The following is a 23,773-nucleotide window of genomic DNA, read 5'->3' as shown; positions in this document are numbered from 1 at the left end:
TGACGAGCCTCCTCGTGAGGATAGTCCGCCGGGTTTTTCCGGCAGGGACACAATCGCGCCCGAATTGCAGGAATACAGTTCGCGGCGCGGGACGCGCGGCGCATGCGCGGCAGCGGGCGCGTGTCGGGCGTCGCGCTCATGCGAGCCACGGCGCGAATTCGTAATACGGTACCGCGTCGCCGTTCGCGATGCGTCGCCCGGCGGGCAGCCGGGCCAGCCCGCTCGCCTGCACGAGCGACTGCAGCGTGCCGGCGCCTTGCTGGCGGAGCGTATCGAGGACGGGCATGCCGTCGAGGCCGACCGTGCAGTGCACGCGCACGAAGCGCTCGCGCTGCGCGTCCGGTTCGAAGTCGCCGTCGATCGGCAGCGACGGCACGGTCGGCAGGCGTGCGGCGCGCCCCTGCAGGCGGCGGATCAGCGGCGCGACGAACAGCGCGAACGCGGTCATCGCCGCGCCGGGGTTGCCGGGCAGCAGCACCACCGGCCGCGTGTCGAGCCGCGCGAGTGCAACCGGCTTGCCCGGCTTCATGCGCACGCCGGCGACGATGAACGATGCGCCGAGCGCGTCCAGCGTGGGGCGCAGCAGATCCTTGTCGCCGACCGACGCGCCGCCGACGCAGATCACCAGGTCGCAGCCTGCGTGCAGATCGCGCAGCGCGCGATCGACGGCGGGCGCGGTGTCGGCCGCATGCAGGCTCATCGCGACCTCGGCGCCGGTGCCCGCGACCAGCGCGCCGAGCATCGGCGCATTGCTGTTGTAAATCTGTTGCGGCGCGCGCGGCTGGCCGCACGCGACGAGTTCGTCGCCGGTCGTCAGGATGCCGACGCGCAGCGCCGGACGCACGTCGATGCGCGCGAACCCTTGCGCGGCGGCCACGCCGACATGCATCGCGCCCATGCGCACGCCGGCCGGCACGAGCAGGTCGCCGGCGCGGACTTCCTCGCCCCGGCGGCGGATGTGCGAGCCGCTGCGCTGCGGCGCGTCGAACGCGACCCGGCCGTCCTGCTCGTGCGCATGCTCCTGCATCACGACGGTGTCCGCGCCGGGCGGAATCAGGCTGCCGGTGAAGAGGCGGGCGGCCGTGCGCGGGGCCAGCGGCGCCGGCATGTCGCCCGCATAACAGCGCTGCGCGACGTGCAGCGGCTCACCGAGTGAGAGATCCGCGTGACGCACGGCGTAGCCGTCCATCGCACTCTGATCGGCCGGCGGCTGGTCGAGCACGGCGGTGAGCGGCGCGGCCAGCACGTGGCCTGCCGCTTCGGCGACCGGGACGGACAGGGTGGCCCCGAGCGGCGCGAACGCGCTCGCGAAATGCTGCTGCGCGGTATCGAAATCGGTCAGTGGTTTCATCAGGAGAAGTCCGGGTGTGCTTGCGCAAGCGCCGGTTGGTCGGGGTGAACGGCGTCGGGCGACACGTACTCGACGAAGCCGTCGTTGCGGCAGAAGCCGAGCAGCCGCACGCCGGCTTCGCGGGCGACGTCGATCGCGAGCGACGTCGGCGCCGAGATCGTCGCGATCATCGGGATGCCGACCCGCGCGGCCTTGCGCACCAGTTCGTAGCTCGCGCGGCTCGACAGGAACACGAAGCCGTCGTGCAGGTCGGCGCGGCGCCGGGCGAGCCGGCCGATCAGCTTGTCGAGCGCGTTGTGGCGGCCGACGTCCTCGAACACGTCGAGCACGGCGCCGTCCCGGTCGCACCAGGCGGCCGCGTGGATGCCGCCGGTCTCGCGCATCAGCGTCTGGTGGGCCGGCAGCGTGCGCGCGGCGCGTGCGATCGCGTCGGCGCCGATGCCGGCGGCCGCGCCGGCGGCGGCGATGCGCGGCGGGTGCAGGTCGAGCTGCGCGATGCTTTCGATCCCGCAGACACCGCAGCCCGTGCGGCCGGCCAGCGCGCGTCGGTGCGCCTTCAGCGCCATGAACGCCTGCTGCGACACGGTCAGGCGCACTTCGGCGCTGCCGGGCCGGCATTCGCTCTCGATGTCGAACACGTCCGACGCACGCTCGACGATGCCTTCGCTGAGCACGAAGCCGAGGCCGAACGCGTCGAGGTCGATCGGGGTCGCCATCATGACCGTGTGTGCAATACCGTTGACCACGAGTGCAACCGGCGTTTCGTCGACGACGCGATCGACGGTGTCGCGCACTTCGCCGGCACGGTGACGTGTCACATGACACGCGGTGCTGCCGGTCGGCTCGTCGCGGCGGATGCAGGACTCCATGCGGTTTCTCCAGGCGGATCGGCCGGCGGGCCGGCCGGGTCGGGCGCGTGCGCCGGACCAGGGGAATCGGGGCTGCCGGGCGGGGCGCGGCCGAGAGGCGCGCCGTGGCCGCGGGCAGGCGTTGCATCGGATGTTAACGGGGATGAACAGTGCGCCCGATGTACAGCGCCGCAGTGCGGAAAGCAGTACAGCTGAACGTCCCGCCGGCGCGAAATGTGTTTTCCGTACACACATCTTCGGCAACGGAAGCAGCACAGTTTCAGCGCACGTTCGAACGATTGCGAGTATCGTTGCAAACGCGATATCGTCATTCACGCTCCGATGCCATGCGAGTGACCGTTTTGTATTCGCATGTGTCTTCGGCAAGCCGTCGCGCGATTTCCTGCTTCGGGCGGACGTCCTCACAAACACGAGCAAATTACGGTCATGGAAATCTTCGATGCGTTCCATCTCGCACGATTGCAATTCGCATTCACGGTGTCGTTCCACATCGTGTTTCCCGCGATCAGCATCGGTATGGCGAGCTTCCTGGCGGTGCTGGAATGGCGCTATCTCGTCACCGGCGACGCCGCCTACAAATCCATGTTCCAGTTCTGGTCGAAGATCTTCGCGATCGGCTTCGGGATGGGCGTGGTCTCCGGCGTCGTGATGGCGTACGAATTCGGCACGAACTGGGCCGGCTTCTCGCGCGTCGCGGGCAACATCACGGGCCCGCTGCTCACCTATGAAGTGCTGACGGCGTTCTTCCTCGAAGCCGGCTTCCTCGGCGTGATGCTGTTCGGCTGGCAGCGCGTGAGCCCGCGCGCCCACTTCTTCGCGACGCTGATGGTCGCGGTCGGCACGCTGATCTCGACGTTCTGGATTCTCGCGTCGAACAGCTTCATGCAGACGCCGCAGGGCTACAAGATCGAGAACGGCCTCGTCGTGCCGGTCGACTGGTTCAAGATCGTGTTCAACCCGTCGTTCCCGTACCGTCTCGTGCACATGACGATCGCGGCGTTCATCGTCGCGGGCTTCATCGTCGCCGCGTGCGGCGCGTGGCACCTGCTGAAGGGGCGCCGCGACGAGCCGGTGAAGCGCAGCTTCTCGATGGCGCTGTGGATGCTGCTGGTGCTCGCGCCGATCCAGATCGTCGTCGGCGACGCGCACGGGCTGAACACGCGCGAATACCAGCCGGCGAAGATCGCGGCGATCGAAGGGCTGTGGGAAACCGAGAAGGGCGGCACGGCGCTGAACCTCGTCGGGCTGCCCGACATGCAGGCCGAAACCACGCGCTATGCGATCCAGGTGCCGCACCTCGGCAGCCTGATCCTCACCCACAGCTGGGACGGCGAGATTCGCGGCCTGAAGGAATTCCCGCCGCAGGACCGCCCGTACTCGCCGATCATCTTCTGGACGTTCCGGATCATGGCGGGCCTCGGGATGCTGATGCTGCTCACCGCGCTGCTCGGGTTGCTGCTGAGAAAGGGCGGGCGCCTCTATGAAACGCGCTGGTTCCAGTGGTTCGTGGTCTGCATGGGGCCTTCCGGCATCGTCGCGCTGCTGGCCGGCTGGATCACGACCGAAGTCGGCCGCCAGCCGTGGACCGTCTATGGCGTGCTGCGCACCATCGATTCCGTCGCGCCGCTCAGCGCGCAACAGGTCGGCGTGTCGCTGCTGATCTTCGTGGTCGTGTATTTCCTGGTGTTCGGAACGGGTGTCTACTACATGCTGAAACTGATGAAGCGCGGGCCGGCTGCCCAGGCCGGGTATATCGAGCTGCACCGGCATCCGGGGCTGCGCAAGAGCGCGCTGTCCACGCCGCTGAACGTGACCGAAGCGGAGTAAGCCATGCAAATCGATCTTCCTGTCGTGTGGGCCGCGATCATCGGCCTCGGTGTATTCATCTACGTGATGCTGGACGGCTTCGATCTCGGCATCGGCCTGCTGTTTCCGTTCTTCGATGCGAAGGCCGAGCGCCAGGTGATGCTCGACACCGTCGCGCCGGTGTGGGACGGCAACGAGACGTTCCTGGTGCTCGGCGGCGCGGGGCTCTACGGCGCGTTCCCGGTCGTCTATTCGACGCTGCTGCCCGCGAACTACCTGCCGCTGGTCCTGATGCTGGTCGGGCTGATCTTTCGCGGCGCGGCGTTCGAGCTGCGCGCGAAGGCCACCCGCACGCAACACATGTGGGATCTCGCGTTCATCGGCGGCTCCGCGCTCGCGGCGTTCTGCCAGGGGATCGTGCTCGGTTCGCTGCTGCAGGGGATCAAGATCGTGAACAACCAGTTCGCGGGCGGGCCGTTCGACTGGCTGTCGCCGTTCAGCCTGATGTGCGGGATCGGCGTGCTCGTCACGTATGCGACGCTCGGCTGCGGCTGGCTGATCCTGAAGGTCGACGGCGAGCTGCAGCGCAAGATGCGGCTGCTGATGAAGCCGCTCACGGGCGTGCTGCTCGCCGTGATGGGCGTGGTCAGCCTGTGGACCGTGATCGGGCTGCCGGCCGTCGCGCACCGCTGGTTCGGCAGCGGCAACCTCGGCTGGTTCCTGCCGGTGCCGATCCTCGTCGTCGCGTGCGTGTGGGGCATCTTCCACTCGGTGAAGCGCACGCACGAGGCCACGCCGTTCCTGCTGACGCTCGCGCTCGTGTTCCTCGGCTACACGGGGCTCGTGATCAGCATCTGGCCGAACATCGTGCCCCCGTCGCTGTCGATCTGGGATGCATCGTCGAGCCATTCGAGCCAGAAGTTCGCGCTGATCGGCACCGTGATCGTGCTGCCGATCATCCTCGTGTACAACGCGATGCAGTACCGCGTGTTCCGCGGCAAGGTGCGCGAGGGCGACGTCGGCTATCACTGAGCGCCGCATGATGTGACGGGCGCGGCGCGCGCGGGCGTATCATCTCGCGCAGCACGGCGCCCGGCCCGGCATCCACCCGACAGCGGCCCGCCACGCGCGGGCCGCTGCACATCGGGCGCCGGCGTGCCGTATCGCGTATTTCCCTGGCAGTCGAGAAAACACCATGATCGTCCGACCACGACAAAACTGGCTCAGGATGCTGTTCGTCTGGAACGGCTCCGTGCTGCAATCGATCATTCCGCAGCTCGTGTTCATGGCGATCGTCAGCACGCTGGCGGTCTTCACGAACGGGCGCATCTTCGGCGAGAAGATTCCCCTCAATACCGCGCCGTTCACGCTGTTCGGGCTGGCGCTCGCGATCTTCCTCGCGTTTCGCAACAACGCGAGCTTCGAGCGGTTCAAGGAGGCGCGGCATCTGTGGGGCAACCTGCTGATCGCGGCGCGCGCGCTGACGTCGCAACTGAATCGCTACCTGCCCGACAGCGTCGGCGACGCCGAGCGCAACCGGCTTGCCGACCTGCTGATCGCGTTCACCTATGCGCTGAAGCATCAGCTTCGTCATACCGATCCGACGCAGGACCTGCAGCGGATCCTCGGCGCGGAGCGCACCGCCGCGCTCGCGGGCAAGTGTTTCAAGCCCGTGGCGATCCTCGACGAGCTGCGCGGCAGCATCGTCCGCGCGCTGGGCCGCGCGCCCGGCAGCGACGCGACCTGCTGGATGTTCGAGGCGCAACTCGACGAGCTCGGCAAATCGGTCGGCGGTTGCGAGCGCATCCTGTCGACGCCGATCCCGTTCTCGTACAGCGTGCTGCTGCATCGCACCGTGTATGCGTATTGCGTGCTGCTGCCGTTCGGCCTCGTCGATTCGACGGAGTTCTTCACGCCGCTGATCTGCGTGTTCATCGCATATACGCTGATCGCACTCGAGGCGATCGCGAACGAGGTGGCCGAGCCGTTCGGCCTCGCGCCGAACGCGCTGGCGCTCGATGCGATGGCGCGCACGATCGAACGGTCGGTGCTCGAACTGGGCGATCGCCCGCTGCCGGAGGAATTCGTGCCGGCGTCGACGTACCAGATCACGTAGGTGGGTGTGCGGAAGGGGCGGAACGAGCGGGTCGTGTCGGGCGCTAGAATGGCGCTGGCCTGTTCTTCGGATCTGACGCGATGACCCTCGTCGACACCTATCTCGCCGGCCTGCGTGCCGTGCTGCCCGACACCGACAACGCGGCGCTCGCCGCCGCCACGGGCGCGACGCCCGCGCAGCTCGACGCGCTGCGTGCCGCGTATCCGCAGTGCCCGGCCAGCCTGCTCGAACTGCTCGGCACGCTCGACGGCACCTACTGGCGCGACTACGGCGGCACGACGGTCAACGTGCTGGTGCTGGGCTCCGACGTCTACGAATACCCGTATTACCTGCTGTCGGCCGCGCAGATGCTCGAGGAAGCGGCGAAGTACCGCGACAGCATCGCCGAGATCTACGGCGACGACGCGAACGACGACGGCGAACTCGTCGATCCGCGCATCGACATCGCGCTGCCGATGGGCCGGCGGCTGTGCTTCTCGCATTGCATGAACAACGGCGGCACGTCGCAGCTCTACATCGACTTCGAGCCGGCGGCGGGCGGCAAGGTCGGGCAGGTCGTGCGCTTCCTGCACGATCCCGACAGCTATGCGGTGATCGCCGACGACTTCGACGGTTACCTGCGCCAGCTGATCGACGGCGGTTATGCGTTTGTCATCGATTTCGACGAAGAATAGCGGCGGCGACGGCTGCTATTTCAGAGAGGTTGAAATGCGAATCTACGTGACGAGTATTTTTGTCGACGACCAGGACAAGGCGTTGACGTTCTATACCGACAAGCTCGGTTTCAAGCTGAAGAACAACGTGCCCGTGGGCGAGTACCGCTGGCTGACCGTGGTGTCGAAGGACCAGCCGGACGGCACCGAGCTGCTGCTCGAGCCGAGCAACCATCGCGCGGTCGGGCCTTACAAGCAGGCGCTGTACGAGGACGGCATTCCGGCGGCATCGTTCCAGGTCGACGATCTCGATGCGGAATTCGCGCGGCTCAGGGATCTCGACGTCCATTTCACGCTGGAGCCGATGGACGCGGGGCCCGTGCGCGTCGCGATCGTCGACGATACCTGCGGGAACCTGATTCAGCTGATGCAGATGAAGTGACGCCGCGCCTCTCGAGGTTGATCTACACGACGTCGTCCAGTGCCTTGACGTCTGCGATTCGTGGCTCGGTGAGCCAGAGCGCATCGATCATCTGAAACACCAACGGGGCCAGCGGCGTACCGATGACCTGCTCTCGGGCAAGCGCGAATTCAAACAAGTCGGAAATATCGACACGCCGTTCCGCGGCGTTCACGATGGAGACAGGACCGCCTCCCTCGCGCGGAATATAGATCAATGAAACCAGGACGCGGTCGGCAGGCCCGGCGCTTTCCCCCCAGTCGCCCAACACGAGGTCAATGATCGGTGGATGGTCCGGCCTTCCGGTTGCCCATTGGACGAAGTAGACGCCAACCACTGAATCGTCTTGGTGCAGTTCGCCCGTGATTCTCCTCGTCTCGCCACCACAACACGCACAATTGAACGTGGATTCTTCCCCCGGGTACGCGTGTATCGATTCGCCGGCTGACATTGGGCGGAGTCCCGAAAGTAGTTGCAGGTCGAAGGCGGTGGTTCCTGCGGGAATTCGCGCGGCGCTCCTGTCCAGGGCCAGGCTCCCGGACAGGAGAACCGCCGAAATGAAGCCTATCAAGGAACCGGGTCACCTACCTCGAAGTGCTCCACCAATGTGCTCGGAAGGACGTCGTTCGTGGGTCGCATGCGAAACGATAGCGGGGCGCGCGGGCGCGGCATCGGCGGAGTGGACCAAGGGACGGCCCGCTACCGCCATGAACGACATCGCGTGTGACAGTGGCGGGTGTGCAGGTATCGCCCACGAGCGGCAGCGTGGCTTCGGCGCGAATTGTCGCGCTCATGTAGACTCGTGTGCCCTTCAACGGAGTAGATGCAATGCAACTGCTTGATCACGTGTCAATCAGCGTGCCGGATATCGAACTGGCGCGCCCGTTCTACGATGCCATCATGGCCGCGCTGGGCGCGGCCCGGGTCTATGACCGGGGCACCGCACTCGGCTACGGCGAACGCTGCAATGCGAACGACACCGCATCGACCTTTCTCGCGATCTACCTGGATCCCGCCGAAATCGGCGTGAGCAAGCGGCACTGGTGCTTCAAGGCCGCGAGCCGCGCGCAGGTGGATGCGTTTTTCGAGGCCGGCCTCGCGACGGGCGGGCAGTCCGACGGTGAGCCCGGCTTGCGGCCGCATTATCACGGCGACTACTACGGGGCGTTTCTCGTCGACCCGGCCGGCAACCGGGTCGAGGCGGTGTGCCACGCGTCCGTGCCGGCGCACGCATCGTGACGAGAGGCGGTTGCAGCGACGCACGCACGCGCACCTGATGCGGTGATCGCCACGCGCCGGCCCGATACCGTCCGGCGCGCGGCGCGCGTTCACGCGCGCGCTGCCTGGGCCGCTCAATCGAAGTAGTTCAACCCCATCGCCCCCTTCACCTCCGCGAGCGTCGCGCCGGCCACGTCCCGCGCGTGCATCGTTCCGCGCTTCAGGATCGCCATCACCTCGGCCTTGTCGGCCTCGAATTCGCGGCGGCGCGCGCGGATCGGCTCGATCAGCGCCTGCAGCCGTTCGTTCAGCACGCGCTTGACGACGCTGTCGCCGAGCCCGCCGCGACGGTAGTGCGCCTTCAACTCGTCGACCTTCTGCACGTCGGGCTCGAACGCATCGAGGAACGTGAACACGACGTTGCCCTCGACCTGGCCGGGATCGCTCACGCGCAGGTGGTTCGGGTCCGTGTACATGTCCTTCACGGCCTGCGTGATCTCGTCCGGCGTCGAGCCGAGCGTGATCGCGTTGCCGAGCGACTTGCTCATCTTCGCCTTGCCGTCGATCCCCGGCAGCCGCGTGACCGCCGACAGCACGGCCTCGCATTCGACCAGCACGGGCTGCTCGACCGTCGCGTTGAAGCGGCGCACGAGTTCGTTGGTCTGCTCGATCATCGGCAACTGGTCGTCGCCGACCGGCACGTGCGTCGCCTTGAACGCGGTGATGTCGGCCGCCTGGCTCACCGGGTAGGTCAGGAAGCCGGCCGGGATGTCGCGCTCGAAACCGCGCAGGCGGATCTCTTCCTTGATGGTCGGGTTGCGTTCGAGGCGCGCGACCGTGACGAGGTTGAGCAGGTATTGCGACAGCTCGGCGAGTTCGGGCACCTGCGACTGCACGACGATCGTCGAGATTGCCGGATCGATGCCGACGGCGAGATAGTCGAGCGCGACTTCGATCACGTTCTCGGTGACGCGCTGGCGGCGGCCCATGTTGTCGGTCAGCGCCTGCGTGTCGGCGAGCAGCAGGAACTGCTTCGCCTCGTGCTGCATCTGCACGCGCGCGCGCAGCGAGCCGATGTAGTGGCCGAGGTGCAGCGGGCCGGTCGTGCGGTCGCCGGTGAGGATGGTCGGTCGGGTCGGGTGGGTCATGTTGGTCGTTGCTCCGGGTTATCGAAGCCGCCAGCCATGACGTCTGCGCAGAAACGCAAATGCCGCCATGGCTGGCGGCATTACGTTTGGGACATGCAAAAGGAAACGGGCCGCCTGGGTCAGGCGCGCCACCAGCGATGCACGTTCGGCGAGGCGGGTCGGGTTTCCATTGCGCGAGTATAGCGTAGTGCGGGACGGACGTGCCGTGTCAGCGGATGACGGACTCCATCGCAAGGTAGGCGGTTTCGGCCGACGGCCACAGCAGGTACAGCAGGCCGGCCATCAGCAGCAGCGCGCCGGCGCGTACCAACGGCGTGCGGTCTTTCTCGCGCGGGAGGCGGGTGGGCGGCTTCGAGTTCTTCATGCTTGCTGGCGCGCGAGGCGCCACTCCAACGGTTGCTGCAACGGGTCGGGTGGGGCGACGCCGGGGTGTTGCGGGGTTCGACGGGGGGCTGGGGTGCGGCCGGGCACCGTGTCGCCCGGGCGGGACGGCGGGTTGGCCGCTGGCGGGCATAAAAAGGGACGGTTGAACGCCCTTTGGCTGCCATCCATGCCGAGGCGACCGGCATCCTACCAGTTCGGCGGCGTGGACACAGTCAAGAATTGTCGGGGGCAGGGGACAAGCGCTTTCCAATGGAACATGAGCCTGGACAGAGGGCCGCAGGGGGCGCGTCGAATGGCCGTGACGCTACCGCCTCGGGATAGCGTCGTCCAGATGCCGCGATGCAACCTTGCCCGTTCTCCGCAAGCTTTCAGCCGCATACGTGGCAACTGACAACCGTAAGGTGCCCGCCGGTCGATTGCATTCATATACATCGCCGCGCACCCGTGATTATCCCGAGCCTGTTTTTACTATCGCGTCGTAAATGGGTGTGATTATTTCGGAAAATTGAAGAGGCCAATCATCACTCTCGCCTCCGGATTTTTTTGAGAATCCATGTCGCCTTGTTCTTGCTAAAACCAATTCCATCTGCTTTATTTACTCATACCAAATCAGGATAAAACGCTAACGGGGTATCACGGTCACTTTGTCGGGTATTGGTGCCTGACGAAGTGACATCGATTCACTACAGCATCCCTACGATCTGAAGGCGCAGCCCCTTTCCAGAGGGCGTGCTACGCCTGTTGCGCGTGCCCGCGCCCATGGAGGCGATCAGGTGACCACGCGGGCCCGCCCATGGCCCGCCGATTAATGCTTTCAAAATGCCACACGCTATTTGAATAAAACGAATTCGATTGAACGCGAGTTTAAATGTTTTATTAACTACCTGCTTACGTTCAAAACCTGGCGGCCAAACCCTAATGCCACCCACGAAGGAGGCTGGATATATCATGAATAACGCATCTGGAGTCAGAGTTCGTCCGTCGATCGAATCGTTGCAAGTCGAATATCGGAAAGGCAACAAAAAGCCGCTGGAAGACCTGATGCGCGCGTGGAAAGGCATCAAGGCATTGCCGCCCGACGATCCGAACTCGTTCTTCATGATCGGCGGCTTCCACGGCGAGCCGTTCCGCGGCGCCGGCTGGGGCTCGGCGTCTTACTGGGGCGGTTATTGCAACCACGGAAACGTGCTGTTCCCCACCTGGCACCGTGCGTACCTGCTGCGGCTGGAACAGGCGCTGCAGAGCATCCCCGGTTGCGAGCAGGTGATGCTGCCGTTCTGGGACGAAACCAGCGAAGAGTCGCTGACGAAAGGCATCCCGTGGGCACTGACCGACCCGGATTTCGAGCTCGACGGCGAAAAGATTCCGAATCCGCTGGCCTCCTTCACGTTCAACCGGGCGATCACCGACAACATCAACGGCGACGATCCGAACTACAGCAAGCCGCTGCCTTACGTCACGGTTCGTTACCCGCTGTCGGGGCTCGTGGGGACCGACAAGGACCGGGCCGCGACCGAGAAGCACAACGCCAGGTTCAAGGATGCCAAGGAGAACGTGGTGTTGCTGAACCGGAACATCGTGGACTGGCTCACGTCCTACATCGTCGTGAAGGGCAACGTGGTGCCGACCAACGTGAAGCGCAAGTTCGAGCAGTGCCTGGACGCGCCGAACTACACGGTGTTTTCCAACACGACGTCCGCGGCCCAGTGGAACGAGAATCTGCCGGAAGGCGCGATTCCCGTCGTCCCGCTCGAGTCGCCGCACAACAAGATTCACCTGGCGGTCGGCGGGTTCGACGTGCCGCACGGCCCGAACAAGGGCGACCTCTCGCCGATTCCGGGCGCCAACGGCGACATGGGCGAAAACGACACGGCGGGCCTCGACCCGATCTTCTATTTCCATCACTGCTTCATCGATCGCGTGTTCTGGCTGTGGCAGAAGCGGCACGGCTTCACGCAGCACCTCGACGTCATCGCCGAGTATCCGGGCACCAACTCGGTCGACGCGCAGGGGCCGACGCCGGGCACGGTGCCCAACTCGTGGCTCACGCTCTCGTCGCCGCTCGATCCGTTCAAGAAGAGCGAGAACGGCAAGGAGCGCGCCTATACGTCGCTCGACTGCATCAACATCGAGGAGCAGCTCGGCTACACGTATGGCCCCGGTTCGCTCGAAGACCTGCCGAAGCTCTCGCTGGCGGCGACGACCGTGCCGGCCGGCAACAGCAGCAAGGTCGTGCGCGTGTCCGGGCTGAATCGTGCGCCGATCGCGGGGTCGTTCCTGGTCTCCGCGTACGTCAACGTGGACGGCGAGCGGCACCTGCTCGGCACGGAGGCCGTGCTGAGCCGCTGGAGCGTGCAGTACTGCGCGAACTGCCAGACGCACCTCGAAGTGAAGGCGTTCTTTCCGCTGGACCAGTTCTCGGTGAGTGCGGTGGAGGGGGCCCAGTACGAGGTCGAGATCCATACGCGCGAAGGCATACGCCTGCAGACACAACCGGCTTCGCCGCCCGCTTCGCAAGCCGTCGCCGGTGCGGCTCCGCAAGCCGCGCCGAAACTGTTCCGGCTCGAGGTCCGGTAACGACGGCGCGTGACGAACCGGCGCCATCGCGTGGCGCCGGTTCACTTCGGTATTTCGACGACATGGACATGAAGGGGAGGCGCGCGCATGAGCTACACACCCGAAACCGGCAGCCTGGTGGGCCAGTGGACCTATCGCAGTTTCCTGAACGATCCCGATCCGGCCACCGCATTCAACGACCTGGAATTCGGCCTCGGCACGATCGAGATCGCGCAGGCACCGGCGGGCATTTTCAAGGGGCGCATTTTCGGCCCGGGATGGGAGCTGCAGCTCAACGGCTGGATCAGCTACGGGAATCCCGGCACCGTCCGCTTCCAGGGGCGCGGCGTGGTCAGCGGCGAGGAGTGGGTCTACGACTATGTCGGGTACGTGAGTGCGCCCTGGCCCAACGGCATCAACCAGCGTCCGGCGCTGACCGGTTCGATCGTCCGGACGGTTCCGCATGCGAGCGGCAACGGCGGCGTCGCGCCGGCCGGGGTGGTGTGCTCGTGGTATGCGGTCATGCGAGATCCCGCCTGAACGGCCATGACTGCCCGGAGTGTTCCGCCGGCCGACCCGGCCGGGCGTCCGGCGACGGTGACGGGCGCGATCCGCGCATGCGTGGAGGCCGGGCCCGCGCGAACGGCCACGCTCCCGATGCCCGAACGCGTGCGCGGCGCGCTGGCGTGCGCGGCGCGCTGGCGTTCGCGATCCTCGGCTACCTGGCGTGCGACTTGCCGACGAGGCTGCATGGTGCTCCTTCCAGCTGGATATGGAACGGCATCGGTGCGCTTGCCTGCGGCGTGGCGGGGTACTCGACGAGAGGCGGACCGCCGGGCAGGTGCGCGCGCCGGTCGATGCTCTGGTGCATGGCCGCCATCTGCGCGGGATTGACGCTCGATGCGATGCGGGCGCCCCTCGAGGCCATTCTCGACATCTGCGGCGGCACGCTCGATACCGGTGCCATGTGGAACATGCTGGTGCTCCATCTCCAGTGGTTTCCGATGTCGATGCTGGCCATGCTGGCGCTGTTGATTCGGCGCGAGGCCGACCGCAAGGACGGGCATCGACGCGGCCCGGTACGCGTGCTCGTCCGGGCGCCGGTGCGGGTCGCGCTCGAATTCGCGGGGATGTTGCTCGTCATGGCACTCGGCATGACCGCGATCAGGGCAATCGCGTTCAGCGTGGGGCTGCGTTGGGATACGAGCGGCGTGGCCTTTGCGATGCTCGTCAGCATGCTGGCGTTCTACGCATTGAGCGATCGAGCCGCCCTCGCAGAGGAATCGTTGAAAGGCCGCTTGCGAAACAAGAACGGCCAGATTACTTAGGATGGCAAAAACAGGTTGGAGATCGAATTCGGCGGAACATGATCGTGGTGCAGGTCGATTTCAATAAAAGAGACCACGCACCGGGCGGCGGGCGAACGCAGCGCAACGGTATCGGCCGGCATGCGCGGCGGCACTGCTTGCCTGCGCATTGCCCGCCGGCGTAGCCGCGACGCACGGCGACAACCGATTTCACAGACCCGTCGCACGGTTCGTCCCTGCAGCGGTCCCGCCGAAATTTCCGGCGGGGCCGCCGCCTGTCCATTTCCCGGAGAACACCATGCGATATCCATTGCAGTACGCCGGCGTCGGCGCCCCGGCGCCGCGTCCATCCGTACCCGAACCGCACGCACCGGCGCCGCGGACCGACCTCGAGGAGGTGTGAGCCATGAGCGACGACGCACTCGACCCGTTGCTGCGGCAGTTCGCGGAGAAGCGATTGGGACGGCCGCTCGAGCCGGCTGAAGAACGGGCGCTGCTCGAGCGGCTGCCGGGTCGCCACGCGGCCCGGCCGGCTCCGGCGGCCGGCACGGCCACGCAGGCGAGCGCCGCGAACCCGCCATTGCCGCGCTTGAAAACCCGGCAGGAGGCGCGCGAGCAGGTCAAGCATTTTCTGCAGCTCAACCAGCAGAAGGCGTACGAGAAGATGCGCGGCATCCTGCAGACGATCGACGCGCAGAACGAGACGACCCTCGGCATGCTGGCGTCGGAACAGCAGAAGGTGTCCGGCGTACTCGACGCGCACGAGCCGCCGGACGACGCACCGGCATCCGGCGCGGTCGACATCCAGGACAGCACCCGCGAGGCGCTGGCGGTGATCGGCGAACAGCTGACCGGCCTCATCCGGCAGGAAATCGACGCCTGCTTCCGGCACTACGTCGATTCGCTCGCCGAACGGCTCGCCGTGCGGCTCGACGCGATCGACGAGCGGCTGCAACGCATCGAGGCCCGCTCGGCCGACCTGCACGAACCGGCCGCCGCCACCGCCACTGCTTCTGTTCACGATACCCCCGGGCCAGCGTCCATGGAGTAGCACACCGGGCATGCGGTTGAAGTCGAGCGGTTGAAGTCCGGCGGCTGGACGCGAGACCGGCCGGCCCCGATGTGCGACCTCTCAACTACGTGAATCAAGGAGCAAAAAATGGGTGATACGTGTCAGGTGTGCCAGGTCAATCCCGCGATTACCGATGCCGTCACGCAGGTCAACGTCAAGGTGGTCGCCGAGGCGCCGGCGATGGCGATGGGCTCGCTGTACCAGGCCCAGAGCCATTCGCTCAGCATCCTGTTCGAGAACGCGGTGCAGCAGCAGTCGCAGGCCGCGATCCAGTCGCAGACGTCGACGAACGTGGGGACGATGCAGCTCTACACGATCGGGCCGGAAAGCGCGGGGGCGGCCGCCACGGAAATCGGCGCGAACGGGATCATCTCCATTCTGGCCGACGTGATCGCGATCGGGAAGGCGATGCGCCCGTAACGCGCGGTCGCCACGCCGTGGTCGAGCGGCGGCGCAGGCGGCACGGGCCGCCGATATCGCCGCCGATCCGCCGAACCGCAGCACGTCCGCCGGCGCCTGAACAGCGGTGCCGCGCGGTGTTCCGGAGCAAACGACAGGACGGGTAGAGCCGATTCGATGCGGCACCCGTTCGCAAACCAGGAGAAATTCGATGGCAAATGATACAAGCGCCCCGACGGATCCGAAGGATCCGAAAGACCCCTGCAACTGCAAGACGTGCGCGGTCAATGCCGCGATCACCGACGCCGTCACGCAGACCAACGTCAAGGTGGTGGGTGAAGCGCCGGCGATGGCAACGGGCTCGCTGTACCAGGCCCAGAGCCATTCGCTCAGCGTGCTGTTCGAGAACGCCGTGCAGCAGCAGTCGCAGGCCGCGGTACAGCTGCCGACCTCGACGAACGTGGGCACGATGCAGCTCTACACGCTCGGGCCGGCGAGCGCCGGCGCCGCCGCGACGGAAATCGGCTCGAACGGCGTGCTGTCCGTGCTGGCCGATGTGCTCGCGCTCGGCAAGGCGCTGGCCTGACGCGTAACTCGGCGTCGACGCCGGGCGGCGGCCCCGATTCCCGTGGCTGTCGCCCGGCGCCTGTCGTCATCCCGGCGCTCGCGACGCTCGCGACGACGAGCGCTCGCGCGCACCGATGCTATCGTCCGGCGCACGTCGCCGACCGACCCATTCATGCGTTCGCCGTGACTGCCTCGCAGCGGGCGGGCAAACCAGGAGCAACGACATGCCGGAACAGGTTTCCGCCGCGGTGACCGATGCGGTCACGCAAGCCAACGTCAAGGTGGTGGGCGAAGCGCCCGCCGTGGCCTTGGGCACGCTCATGCAGTCGAACAGCCATGCGTCCGCGATCCTGCTTCACAACGCGGTGCAGATGCAGGCGAACCAGGCGATGTCCAACCTCGCCGCCACGACCGTCGGCATCATGCAGCTCTACGCCGGCTCGCCGGTGGCGGTGGCCGCCGCGGCGCGCTCCGCGAACGACAACTTTGCGTCGCAACTGACTGCCGTCGCGCAGCTGATGAACGCCATCGGTCACTGGCGCGGCTGATCTTCACCGCGCGCCGCGCAACCCGGCGCGCGCGACCTCCTGCCGCCGCGGCGTCGCGGCGCACGCGCCCGGCGCGTCAATTGGCGTTGACGATGGTCCGCAGCTGCTCCGGCTTCTCGATCGTCACGCCGTGCGCGTGAAGCCGGATCAGGCCGTCGCGCTGCATCTTCTGCAGGCTGCTGTTCAGTCGCGGCCGGCTGACGTTGAGCATCGCGGCGAGGATGCTCTGGCTCTCCGGCAGCCGCACCTCGAGATCGTTCCCTTGCATGCGGTTCAGCAGATGGCGCGCGAGCCTGGCTTCGAGCCGGTACAGGCACGTCGATTCGACGAAGTCGCTCAGCTGGTGCACGTGCCGGCACAGCTGCTCGTGGATGCGCTCCATGAAATCCGCGTTGGCCAGCAGCGGCGCGAAGTACTGGCGATGCAGCAGCGACACGCGGCAGTCGGCGCTCAACTGCGCTGTGAAGCTGCGCCGGTGGGCGCGAACCAGCGTGTTTTCGCCGATGAGTTCGCCCGGCAACGAGTGGCCGAGAATGAGTTCGCGCCCGCCGGGTTCGTGCAGCGTCTTGTACACGCGGCCGCAGTGCACGAAGGCGACGAAATCGCCCGGATCGCCCTTGAAGAACAACAGGCGATTGCCGTGTTCGGGCCAGGGCGCGAGATGCCGCTCGATGTGAGCGAGCAGGCTTTCCGGAAGATCGGCGAGTATCGGGATATTGCACAGCGTTCGACCGTTGACGAGGGCAGGCATGTTTTCCGTGCAAGGTTGTTTGACGATGCGGCCACCTAGCGAAAAACGCTGCCTTTGGCATTGCGTGAAAATGAATGATGAAAATAACCAGATAATGGGAAAGTGATCCCGATATGGTTTTGCTTCGGCGCCAGGGACCTTTGGTCGACCGACATCGACAGCAGCGTGCCGGCGTAATCGCATCGCGGCGGCAGTCGCCATTTTTCATCGAAATGCCATTGGTTACGCTCGGCGGCGCGCCCGAAACGACGGATGAGGAGATGCCGGGGAATTAAAGTTTCCGTTCACAATAATCAAGAAAATTTACACGAAGCGATTATCTTTAAAACGGTGTTACGCGGGTAACAGCGCCATTCCCGGCATCGAATCGATTCTGTGTTTTCCATAAAAAAGGAAGGCACGGGATGACAACCTCGAATCAGCACGCTGTTTCGACGCCTGAGTCACCGGCGCAGCAGCTCGATCACACGTGGCGGGAAATGCAGGGGAAATTGCGGCGCCGCGCGCGCCTGTTGTGCAAGGGCGATATCCACCGTGCCGACGAACTGCTCTCCGATACCGCGCTCAAGGTCCACATCTACCTGCAACGTTCGCCCGAGCGCGTCCGGAACCTGGCCGGCTTTCTTTTTCTGGCGCTGAACCACGCGTTCCTCGACGGCGCGCGCCGCCGTGTGCGCGAAAGCGGCATGCTCGAATTCGACCCGGGCTGGGACGACGATCACACCGTCGAGCTGGCCGGCCACGCGCCGTCGGTGGAGCAGCAGCTGCTGCTCCGGCAACAGCTGCTGCGTCTCGAGCAGGTGCTGTCCACGCTCCCGTCGCAGCAGCAGATGCTGTTCACGCTGAAGTTCGAGGAGGACCGGCCCTATCTGCACATCGCGGCGACGCTCGGGATCAACGAGCCGCTGGCCAGGAAGCGTGTCGAGCTGCTGCGCAGGAAATTGCGCGAGGAACTCGCGTGAGCGCGTTCACGAACGCGGGCATGCAGCGTTCCTAACGGCATGCGCGGCGTCGATGGCTTGCCGTTCCTTCAATCGCATGCCGGAGCCGAGATCCGAGGAGGCCTCGTGGCAGACAAAGTCAATGAGCAGGTTACCGACGCGCTGACGCAGACCAATGTCAACGTCGTCGCGGGATCCCCGGCCCAGGCGCTGGGCATGCTTTACCAGATGTTCAGCCAGGCCGTCGGCATCTCGGCGCAGAACATGACGCAGCAGCAGGCGGCGCTGAACCAGATTTCGAATGCCGTCGTGTCGAAGGCGGTGGCCATGATCCTGTCCGTCGAAGCGTCGCCGAAGCCGGCATCGGGCGGCGCGGCGCAAGCCCCGGCGGCCGGGCCGCAGACGGGTTCCACGCATTAGTCGACTCTCGGGATACCTGAACCATGAACATGAAAGGCCTTTTGGGCGGACGCGGCGACGGTGCGCCGCAGGCGCCGCACGATGGCGCGTCCGCGGCAGCAGGCGCAACGACGCCGGCCGACGCAACGACACCCGCCGATGTCGCGCCGCCCGTCGCGGCGCCGAAGGCCGGCGCGCGCGCATGGCCGGTCAACCGGCTGCGCAGGCTCACCGATGCGCTGAAGGCGCCGAACCAGGTTGCCGATCCGGCCAGGGGCGGCGGTTCGGCGCTGCAGACCGTGCAGGCGATCAACGCGGAGGCGGCGTCCTACGCGACGACGCAGATCGCCGTCGGCCCGAACATGATGATCACGCAGGCGGGCGGGATGGTCGCGCAGGCGGCGGCCAACTACTTCGAGGCGTCGACGTCGCTGGCGATCGCGGGCAAGAGCGTGCTGATGAAGGACCTGGCGCAGAAGACCATCGACGAGAACGTGCGCGGGATGGCGATGGATGCGGTGGGGCTGTTGTTGACCGACCTGTTCGTCGCGACCGCGGCGGTGGTCGCGGGTGCCGCGGAGGCGATCGAAGGCGAGGCCGCGAGCATCGCGCTCGACAAGATCGACGAGAGCCTGCAGCGGTATCAGGCGCTGCTGGACAAGAAGGGTGCGTAGCGCGCGACCGCGCGCGGCGACCAGGAATCAATCGACACGACCCGCCGGGCCGTCAGGCCCGCCGCGGGATGTGAGCGGCGGGAACGAAGCGTGTCCGCTTTCGCGGACACGTCGCGGCCCCGTCACCGGCAGTCCCATCGAGTCAAGTGAGGAACCCATGCCCTACGACATTCAGAACGTACAAGGTCCCGCGCCGCTGGTGGTTGGCGAGCGGATCTGGGGAGATGCGACGGAAATCGATTTCGGCGCGATGACGAGCTGCATCGCGCTTGTCGAGCAGACGCCGGGCCAGCCGGCGTCGGTGCGCGCGATCCATCTGTCGATCGTCAGCGACGACGGTACGAAGGTGTACGACCCGTCGGCGAACGTGGCCGGGCAGGTCGAGACGATCATGCAGCAGAGCGGCGACCTGCGTACCTGCCTCGGGCGCATCGATCTCTGGCAGGCCAGCGAGTCGCAACAACTGCGGGACTTCTTCGCCGCGCTGATGCTGAGCCTCGACATGCAGAACTGGGTGCCGTTGCCGGACGGCAACCTGCGGGTGCGGATCAACGGCGGCGTGATCCAGTATCGGCAGGGCGCCGGCGCATGGACGAACGCGTAGCCGGCGCGACCGGTTGAAGCCGGCGCCCGCCGTCCGGGCGGGCGCCGGTGCAACACGGGCGCGTCGTTCCGTGCCGCTGGCCGTCCGCGCGCCCCCCAGCTTTTTGCTCATCAACACCAACAAAAATCATCATTTCGCCGCAAGCGGCGTGTCAGCAGAATGTCTCCATTCCAGCTCAAGCGACAGCACGCGCGTCGCGCCGAGCCGCACTTCAGAAGGAGACAGCCGTGGCAGTCGAAACAACCTCAATCGATACGCTCGTCGTCGGCGCCGGTCAGGCCGGCGTGGCCATGAGCGAGCACCTGGGCAAGCTGGGCGTGCCGCATCTCGTGCTGGAGCGCAGCCGCATCGCCGAACGCTGGCGCACGGGGCGCTGGGATTCGCTGGTCGCGAACGGCCCCGCGTGGCACGACCGCTTCCCGGGGCTCGAATTCGACGGGCTCGACCCCGACGCGTTCGCGTCGAAAGACCAGGTCGCGGACTACTTCGAAGCGTATGCGCGCAAGTTCGACGCGCCGATCCGCACCGGCGTCGAGGTGCAGCGGGTCGTGCGCAATACGGGCAAGCCGGGGTTCGTCGTCAAGACCTCCGACGGCACGATCGAGGCGAACCGCGTGGTCGTCGCGACGGGGCCGTTCCAGCGCCCGGTGATTCCGCCGATCGCACCGGACGACGCGCGCCTCGTGCAGCTCCATTCCGCCGACTACCGCAACCCGGGCCAGCTCCCGGACGGCGCGGTGCTGGTGGTCGGCGCGGGTTCGTCGGGCGTGCAGATCGCCGACGAGCTGCAGCGCGCGGGCCGCCAGGTCTACCTGTCGGTCGGCCCGCACGACCGCCCGCCGCGCGCGTATCGCGGCCGCGACTTCTGCTGGTGGCTCGGCGTGCTCGGCGAATGGGACAAGGAAGTCGCGACGCCCGGTCGCGAACACGTGACGATCGCGGTGAGCGGCGCGCGCGGCGGCCATACGGTCGATTTCCGCAAGCTCGCGAACCAGGGCGTGACGCTCGTCGGGCTGACGAAGTCGTTCAGCGGCGGCGTGGCGACGTTCGAGCGCGATCTCGCGATCAATCTCGCGCGCGGCGACGAGAACTACCTGTCGCTGCTCGACGCGGCCGACGCCTATGCGGCCCGCAACGGCCTCGACCTGCCGGCCGAACCCGACGCCCGCCACATCCTGCCGAACCCGGACTGCGTCGCGCACCCGATCCTCGCGCTCGATCTCGCCGGCGCGGGCGTCACGTCGATCGTCTGGGCGACGGGGTATGCGGTCGACTACGGCTGGCTGAAGGTCGATGCGTTCGACGCGAACGGCAAGCCGCGGCACCAGCGCGGTGTGTCGAAGGAGCCGGGCATCTATTTCCTCGGGTTGCCGTGGCTGTCGCGGCGCGGCTCCAGCTTCATCTGGGGCGTGTGGCACGACGCGCGGCACATCGCCGATCACATCGCGACGCAGCGCACCTACCTCGAATACCACGACGCGTCGCAGCGCCGCTCGGCGTCGCGCCCGGAGCCGGGCGGCGCCGCGTCGCACGCCGACGCGCGGCCGCTCGCCGACGCGGTCAACTGACCGACCCCATGCTGCCCGCCTGCCGCACCGCGATGGTGTTCGCGCCCGGTGCGGCGGCGTGCCCCCTGACGACTGAAGGATTTCGATGAGCCAACCGACCCATACCCGTATCCGCATGTTCAACACGAAGGATACCTACCCGAACCAGACGCTCGACAACGACCTGTGCCAGGCCGTGCGGGCCGGCAACACCGTCTACGTGCGCGGCCAGGTCGGCACCGATTTCGACGGCAACCTGGTCGGCCTCGGCGACCCGCGCGCGCAGGCCGAGCAGGCGATGAAGAACGTCAGGCAGTTGCTGGAGGAAGCCGGCAGCGACCTCACGCACATCGTGAAGACGACGACCTACCTGATCGACCCGCGTTATCGCGAGCCGGTGTACCAGGAAGTCGGCAAGTGGCTGAAGGGCGTGTATCCGATCTCGACGGGGCTCGTCGTGTCCGCGCTCGGCCAGCCGCAGTGGCTGATGGAAATCGACGTGATCGCCGTGATTCCGGACAACTGGCAGCCGAACCGCGCCCGGGAGGCGACATGACTTTCTCCATCGTCGGGCGCTGCCCGGAGACGGGCCAGCTCGGCATCGCGATCAGCTCGTCGAGCATCGCGGTGGGCGCGCGCTGCCCGTGGGTGCGCGCGGGCGTCGGCGCCGTCGCGACGCAGAACATCACGCTGCCGGCGCTCGGCCCGCAGATCCTCGACCTGATCGAGCACGAACAGCTCGCGCCCGACGCGGCGCTCGACCGTGCGCTCAGCGCGAACGGCTGGAGCCAGTACCGGCAGGTCACGGTGATCGACGGGCAGGGGCAGGCGGCGTGTTTCACCGGCAAGGAAGCGCTCGGCACGCATCACGCGGTGCGCGGCGAACAGTGCGTGGCGGCCGGCAACCTGCTGGCTTCGCCGGACGTGATCGACGCGATGGCGCGCGCCTTCGAGCAGGCGCCCGGCCTGCTCGCCGATCGCCTGCTCGCCGCGATGCACGCGGCGATCGCGGCCGGCGGCGAGGCGGGGCCGGTGCACTCGGCCGCGCTGAAGGTGGCCGGCGACGTGACCTGGCCGATCGTCGACCTGCGCGTCGACTGGGCCGATGCCGATCCGGTCGGGCAGCTCGATGCGCTGTGGCGGGCGTATCGGCCGCAGATGCAGGACTACCAGACGCGCGCGCTGAACCCGACCGCCGCGCCGAGCTACGGAGTACCGGGCGATGAATGACACGTCGAGCCGCGCGTTGCTCGAGCGGCTGATCGGTTTCGCGACGGTCAGCCGCGATTCGAATCTCGAGATGATCGGTTTCATCCGCGACTATCTCGCGGGCTTCGGCGTCGAGAGCGAACTGTTCTACAACGCGGAACGGACGAAGGCGAGCCTGTACGCGACGATCGGGCCGCGCGATCGCGGCGGCATCGCGCTGTCGGGCCATACCGACGTGGTGCCGGTCGACGGGCAGGCGTGGACGGTCGAGCCGTTCCGGCTGACCGAGCGCGATGGCCGCCTGTACGGGCGCGGCACGGCCGACATGAAGGGCTTCATCGCGTCGGCGCTCGCGGCCGTGCCGGCGTTCGTCGCGCGGCCGCTGCGCGTGCCCGTGCATCTCGCGTTCTCGTACGACGAGGAAGTCGGCTGCCTCGGCGTGCGGCCGATGCTCGACGCCCTGGCCGCACGCCCGCACCGGCCGCGCCTGTGCCTGATCGGCGAGCCGACCGAGCTGAAGCCGGTGCTCGGCCACAAGGGCAAGCTCGCGATGCGTTGCCACGTGAAGGGGGCCGCGTGCCATTCGGCGTATGCGCCGTCGGGCGTCAACGCGATCGACTATGCGGCGAAGCTGATCGGCCGGCTCGGCGAGATCGGCGCGGCGCTCGCGCGGCCCGAACGGCACGACGGCCGTTTCGATCCGCCGTTCTCGACCGTGCAGACGGGGCTGATCAAGGGCGGCCGCGCGCTGAACATCGTGCCGGCCGAATGCGAGTTCGACTTCGAGGTGCGTGCGCTGCCGGATTTCGACGCGCACGACGTGCCGCGCAAGCTGCAGGACTATGCGGAATCCGAACTGTTGCCGCGAATGCGTGCGGTGCAGCCCGATACCGACATTCGATTGCAGCCGCTGGGCGCGTATCCGGGGCTGGCCACTGCGCCGGACGGCGAGGCCGCGCGCCTGCTCGCGATGCTGAGCGGTTCCGATGCGTTCGGCACGGTCGCATTCGGCACCGAGGGCGGGCTGTTCGGGCAGGCCGGGATTCCGGCCGTGGTATGCGGGCCCGGCAGCATGGACCAGGGGCACAAGCCCGACGAGTTCGTCACGCTCGACCAGCTGCATGGATGCGACGCGATGCTGAGTCGTCTGGCCGCCTATTTGTCGTCGGCCGCCTGAAGTCGTCACTGCAAACA

28 protein-coding genes are annotated in these 23,773 nt (G+C 66.8%); 21 read left to right on the top strand and 7 right to left on the bottom strand.

The genetic code is table 11. The annotated features are described in order from the left end of the window. Nucleotides 1-136 precede the first annotated feature (136 nt). Together PQB87_RS37915 and fdhD are read right to left on the bottom strand one after the other, a co-directional pair. A complete protein-coding gene (locus tag PQB87_RS37915) occupies nucleotides 137-1,351 on the bottom strand; it encodes a molybdopterin molybdotransferase MoeA (protein WP_489244506.1) in 1,215 nt (404 codons plus the stop codon). Further along, nucleotides 1,351-2,220, bottom strand: coding sequence for a formate dehydrogenase accessory sulfurtransferase FdhD (gene fdhD / locus PQB87_RS37910; protein WP_027792470.1), 870 nt, complete (start codon nucleotides 2,218-2,220; stop codon nucleotides 1,351-1,353). Before fdhD ends, PQB87_RS37915 begins: the two co-directional genes overlap by 1 nt. Nucleotides 2,221-2,646: 426 nt before the next feature. On the opposite strand from fdhD, the gene PQB87_RS37905 reads away from it, so the two are divergent. The 5 genes from PQB87_RS37905 (at nucleotide 2,647) to PQB87_RS37885 (ending at nucleotide 7,237) form a co-directional block, all read left to right on the top strand. Next, entirely contained in the window at nucleotides 2,647-4,047 is a 1,401-nt protein-coding gene (locus PQB87_RS37905; RefSeq protein ID WP_059682461.1) for a cytochrome ubiquinol oxidase subunit I, read from the top strand. Nucleotides 4,048-4,050: 3 nt separating this feature from the next. Next, nucleotides 4,051-5,058, top strand: a complete 1,008-nt coding sequence (gene cydB, locus PQB87_RS37900) for a cytochrome d ubiquinol oxidase subunit II (RefSeq protein WP_048028454.1) — start codon at nucleotides 4,051-4,053, stop codon at nucleotides 5,056-5,058. A gap of 163 nt (nucleotides 5,059-5,221) precedes the next feature. Then, nucleotides 5,222-6,142 (top strand): bestrophin family protein, encoded by a 921-nt coding sequence (locus tag PQB87_RS37895; protein ID WP_059682459.1) that lies wholly within the window; start codon nucleotides 5,222-5,224, stop codon nucleotides 6,140-6,142. An 80-nt stretch (nucleotides 6,143-6,222) separates the two neighbouring features. Further along, entirely contained in the window at nucleotides 6,223-6,816 is a 594-nt protein-coding gene (locus PQB87_RS37890; RefSeq protein ID WP_059682457.1) for an SMI1/KNR4 family protein, read from the top strand. A 34-nt stretch (nucleotides 6,817-6,850) separates the two neighbouring features. Beyond that, nucleotides 6,851-7,237: a VOC family protein gene (locus PQB87_RS37885; RefSeq protein WP_048028459.1), complete on the top strand. Its 387-nt coding sequence runs from the start codon at nucleotides 6,851-6,853 to the stop codon at nucleotides 7,235-7,237. A 22-nt stretch (nucleotides 7,238-7,259) separates the two neighbouring features. Here the strand turns inward: PQB87_RS37885 and PQB87_RS37880 are convergent, their stop codons facing one another. Further along, nucleotides 7,260-7,826 (bottom strand): hypothetical protein, encoded by a 567-nt coding sequence (locus PQB87_RS37880; protein ID WP_174414199.1) that lies wholly within the window; start codon nucleotides 7,824-7,826, stop codon nucleotides 7,260-7,262. 257 nt (nucleotides 7,827-8,083) lie between these two features. Here PQB87_RS37880 and PQB87_RS37875 point away from each other — a divergent pair, with 257 nt between their 5' ends. After that, nucleotides 8,084-8,494, top strand: coding sequence for a VOC family protein (locus PQB87_RS37875; protein WP_021157925.1), 411 nt, complete (start codon nucleotides 8,084-8,086; stop codon nucleotides 8,492-8,494). Between the two features lie 113 nt (nucleotides 8,495-8,607). Here PQB87_RS37875 and trpS read toward each other — a convergent pair whose 3' ends face one another. Both trpS and PQB87_RS37865 read right to left on the bottom strand, forming a co-directional pair. After that, on the bottom strand, nucleotides 8,608-9,621 hold the full coding sequence (gene trpS, locus PQB87_RS37870; protein WP_043192038.1) for a tryptophan--tRNA ligase: 1,014 nt from the start codon (nucleotides 9,619-9,621) through the stop codon (nucleotides 8,608-8,610). Between the two features lie 208 nt (nucleotides 9,622-9,829). Continuing rightward, nucleotides 9,830-9,985: a hypothetical protein gene (locus PQB87_RS37865; RefSeq protein ID WP_021157927.1), complete on the bottom strand. Its 156-nt coding sequence runs from the start codon at nucleotides 9,983-9,985 to the stop codon at nucleotides 9,830-9,832. 968 nt (nucleotides 9,986-10,953) lie between these two features. Here PQB87_RS37865 and PQB87_RS37860 point away from each other — a divergent pair. The 3 genes from PQB87_RS37860 to PQB87_RS37850 all read left to right on the top strand — a co-directional run bounded on the left by PQB87_RS37860 (nucleotide 10,954) and on the right by PQB87_RS37850 (nucleotide 13,889). Then, nucleotides 10,954-12,582 (top strand): tyrosinase family protein, encoded by a 1,629-nt coding sequence (locus PQB87_RS37860; RefSeq protein ID WP_060060915.1) that lies wholly within the window; start codon nucleotides 10,954-10,956, stop codon nucleotides 12,580-12,582. An 87-nt stretch (nucleotides 12,583-12,669) separates the two neighbouring features. Then, a complete protein-coding gene (locus PQB87_RS37855; RefSeq protein ID WP_027792478.1) occupies nucleotides 12,670-13,101 on the top strand; it encodes a hypothetical protein in 432 nt (143 codons plus the stop codon). Between the two features lie 146 nt (nucleotides 13,102-13,247). Continuing rightward, nucleotides 13,248-13,889 (top strand): hypothetical protein, encoded by a 642-nt coding sequence (locus PQB87_RS37850; RefSeq protein WP_489244503.1) that lies wholly within the window; start codon nucleotides 13,248-13,250, stop codon nucleotides 13,887-13,889. Here the strand turns inward: PQB87_RS37850 and PQB87_RS37845 are convergent. Further along, on the bottom strand, nucleotides 13,886-14,179 hold the full coding sequence (locus PQB87_RS37845; RefSeq protein ID WP_489244502.1) for a hypothetical protein: 294 nt from the start codon (nucleotides 14,177-14,179) through the stop codon (nucleotides 13,886-13,888). The genes PQB87_RS37850 and PQB87_RS37845 overlap by 4 nt on opposite strands. Nucleotides 14,180-14,274: 95 nt before the next feature. Here PQB87_RS37845 and PQB87_RS37840 point away from each other — a divergent pair, with 95 nt between their 5' ends. From PQB87_RS37840 to PQB87_RS37825, 4 genes are all read left to right on the top strand, one after another. Further along, nucleotides 14,275-14,919 (top strand): hypothetical protein, encoded by a 645-nt coding sequence (locus PQB87_RS37840; protein ID WP_489244501.1) that lies wholly within the window; start codon nucleotides 14,275-14,277, stop codon nucleotides 14,917-14,919. Between the two features lie 108 nt (nucleotides 14,920-15,027). Then, entirely contained in the window at nucleotides 15,028-15,360 is a 333-nt protein-coding gene (locus PQB87_RS37835) for a RebB family R body protein (RefSeq protein WP_021157934.1), read from the top strand. 190 nt (nucleotides 15,361-15,550) lie between these two features. After that, the gene (locus tag PQB87_RS37830; RefSeq protein WP_021157935.1) at nucleotides 15,551-15,925 is read left to right on the top strand and encodes a RebB family R body protein; all 375 of its coding nucleotides are present in this window, start codon (nucleotides 15,551-15,553) and stop codon (nucleotides 15,923-15,925) included. A 205-nt stretch (nucleotides 15,926-16,130) separates the two neighbouring features. Beyond that, nucleotides 16,131-16,454, top strand: a complete 324-nt coding sequence (locus tag PQB87_RS37825; RefSeq protein ID WP_060060907.1) for a RebB family R body protein — start codon at nucleotides 16,131-16,133, stop codon at nucleotides 16,452-16,454. 76 nt (nucleotides 16,455-16,530) lie between these two features. Here the strand turns inward: PQB87_RS37825 and PQB87_RS37820 are convergent, their stop codons facing one another. Next, nucleotides 16,531-17,406, bottom strand: a complete 876-nt coding sequence (locus tag PQB87_RS37820; protein ID WP_489244500.1) for a Crp/Fnr family transcriptional regulator — start codon at nucleotides 17,404-17,406, stop codon at nucleotides 16,531-16,533. Nucleotides 17,407-17,609: 203 nt separating this feature from the next. Here PQB87_RS37820 and PQB87_RS37815 point away from each other — a divergent pair, with 203 nt between their 5' ends. The 8 genes from PQB87_RS37815 (at nucleotide 17,610) to argE (ending at nucleotide 23,756) form a co-directional block, all read left to right on the top strand. Further along, on the top strand, nucleotides 17,610-18,167 hold the full coding sequence (locus PQB87_RS37815) for an RNA polymerase sigma factor (RefSeq protein WP_048028512.1): 558 nt from the start codon (nucleotides 17,610-17,612) through the stop codon (nucleotides 18,165-18,167). 105 nt (nucleotides 18,168-18,272) lie between these two features. Beyond that, entirely contained in the window at nucleotides 18,273-18,566 is a 294-nt protein-coding gene (locus PQB87_RS37810) for a RebB family R body protein (protein WP_021157938.1), read from the top strand. A gap of 23 nt (nucleotides 18,567-18,589) precedes the next feature. Next, complete coding sequence (locus PQB87_RS37805; protein ID WP_489244499.1) at nucleotides 18,590-19,219, top strand: hypothetical protein; 630 nt, start codon at nucleotides 18,590-18,592, stop codon at nucleotides 19,217-19,219. Between the two features lie 157 nt (nucleotides 19,220-19,376). Then, on the top strand, nucleotides 19,377-19,823 hold the full coding sequence (locus PQB87_RS37800) for a hypothetical protein (RefSeq protein WP_111941109.1): 447 nt from the start codon (nucleotides 19,377-19,379) through the stop codon (nucleotides 19,821-19,823). A 227-nt stretch (nucleotides 19,824-20,050) separates the two neighbouring features. Continuing rightward, on the top strand, nucleotides 20,051-21,391 hold the full coding sequence (locus PQB87_RS37795; protein WP_489244498.1) for a flavin-containing monooxygenase: 1,341 nt from the start codon (nucleotides 20,051-20,053) through the stop codon (nucleotides 21,389-21,391). Nucleotides 21,392-21,476: 85 nt separating this feature from the next. Beyond that, nucleotides 21,477-21,926, top strand: coding sequence for a RidA family protein (locus PQB87_RS37790; protein ID WP_059682437.1), 450 nt, complete (start codon nucleotides 21,477-21,479; stop codon nucleotides 21,924-21,926). Then, nucleotides 21,923-22,600 carry a DUF1028 domain-containing protein gene (locus PQB87_RS37785; RefSeq protein ID WP_489244497.1) on the top strand — a complete coding sequence of 226 codons (678 nt, stop codon included), beginning with the start codon at nucleotides 21,923-21,925 and terminating at the stop codon, nucleotides 22,598-22,600. The genes PQB87_RS37790 and PQB87_RS37785 overlap by 4 nt, the downstream gene beginning before the upstream one ends. After that, a complete protein-coding gene (argE, locus tag PQB87_RS37780; protein ID WP_124467701.1) occupies nucleotides 22,593-23,756 on the top strand; it encodes an acetylornithine deacetylase in 1,164 nt (387 codons plus the stop codon). The genes PQB87_RS37785 and argE overlap by 8 nt, the downstream gene beginning before the upstream one ends. Nucleotides 23,757-23,773 lie beyond the last annotated feature (17 nt).

The sequence above is a fragment of the Burkholderia sp. KL41 genome, assembly GCF_057005415.2.
This window is presented reverse-complemented; position numbering and strand designations above follow the sequence as displayed.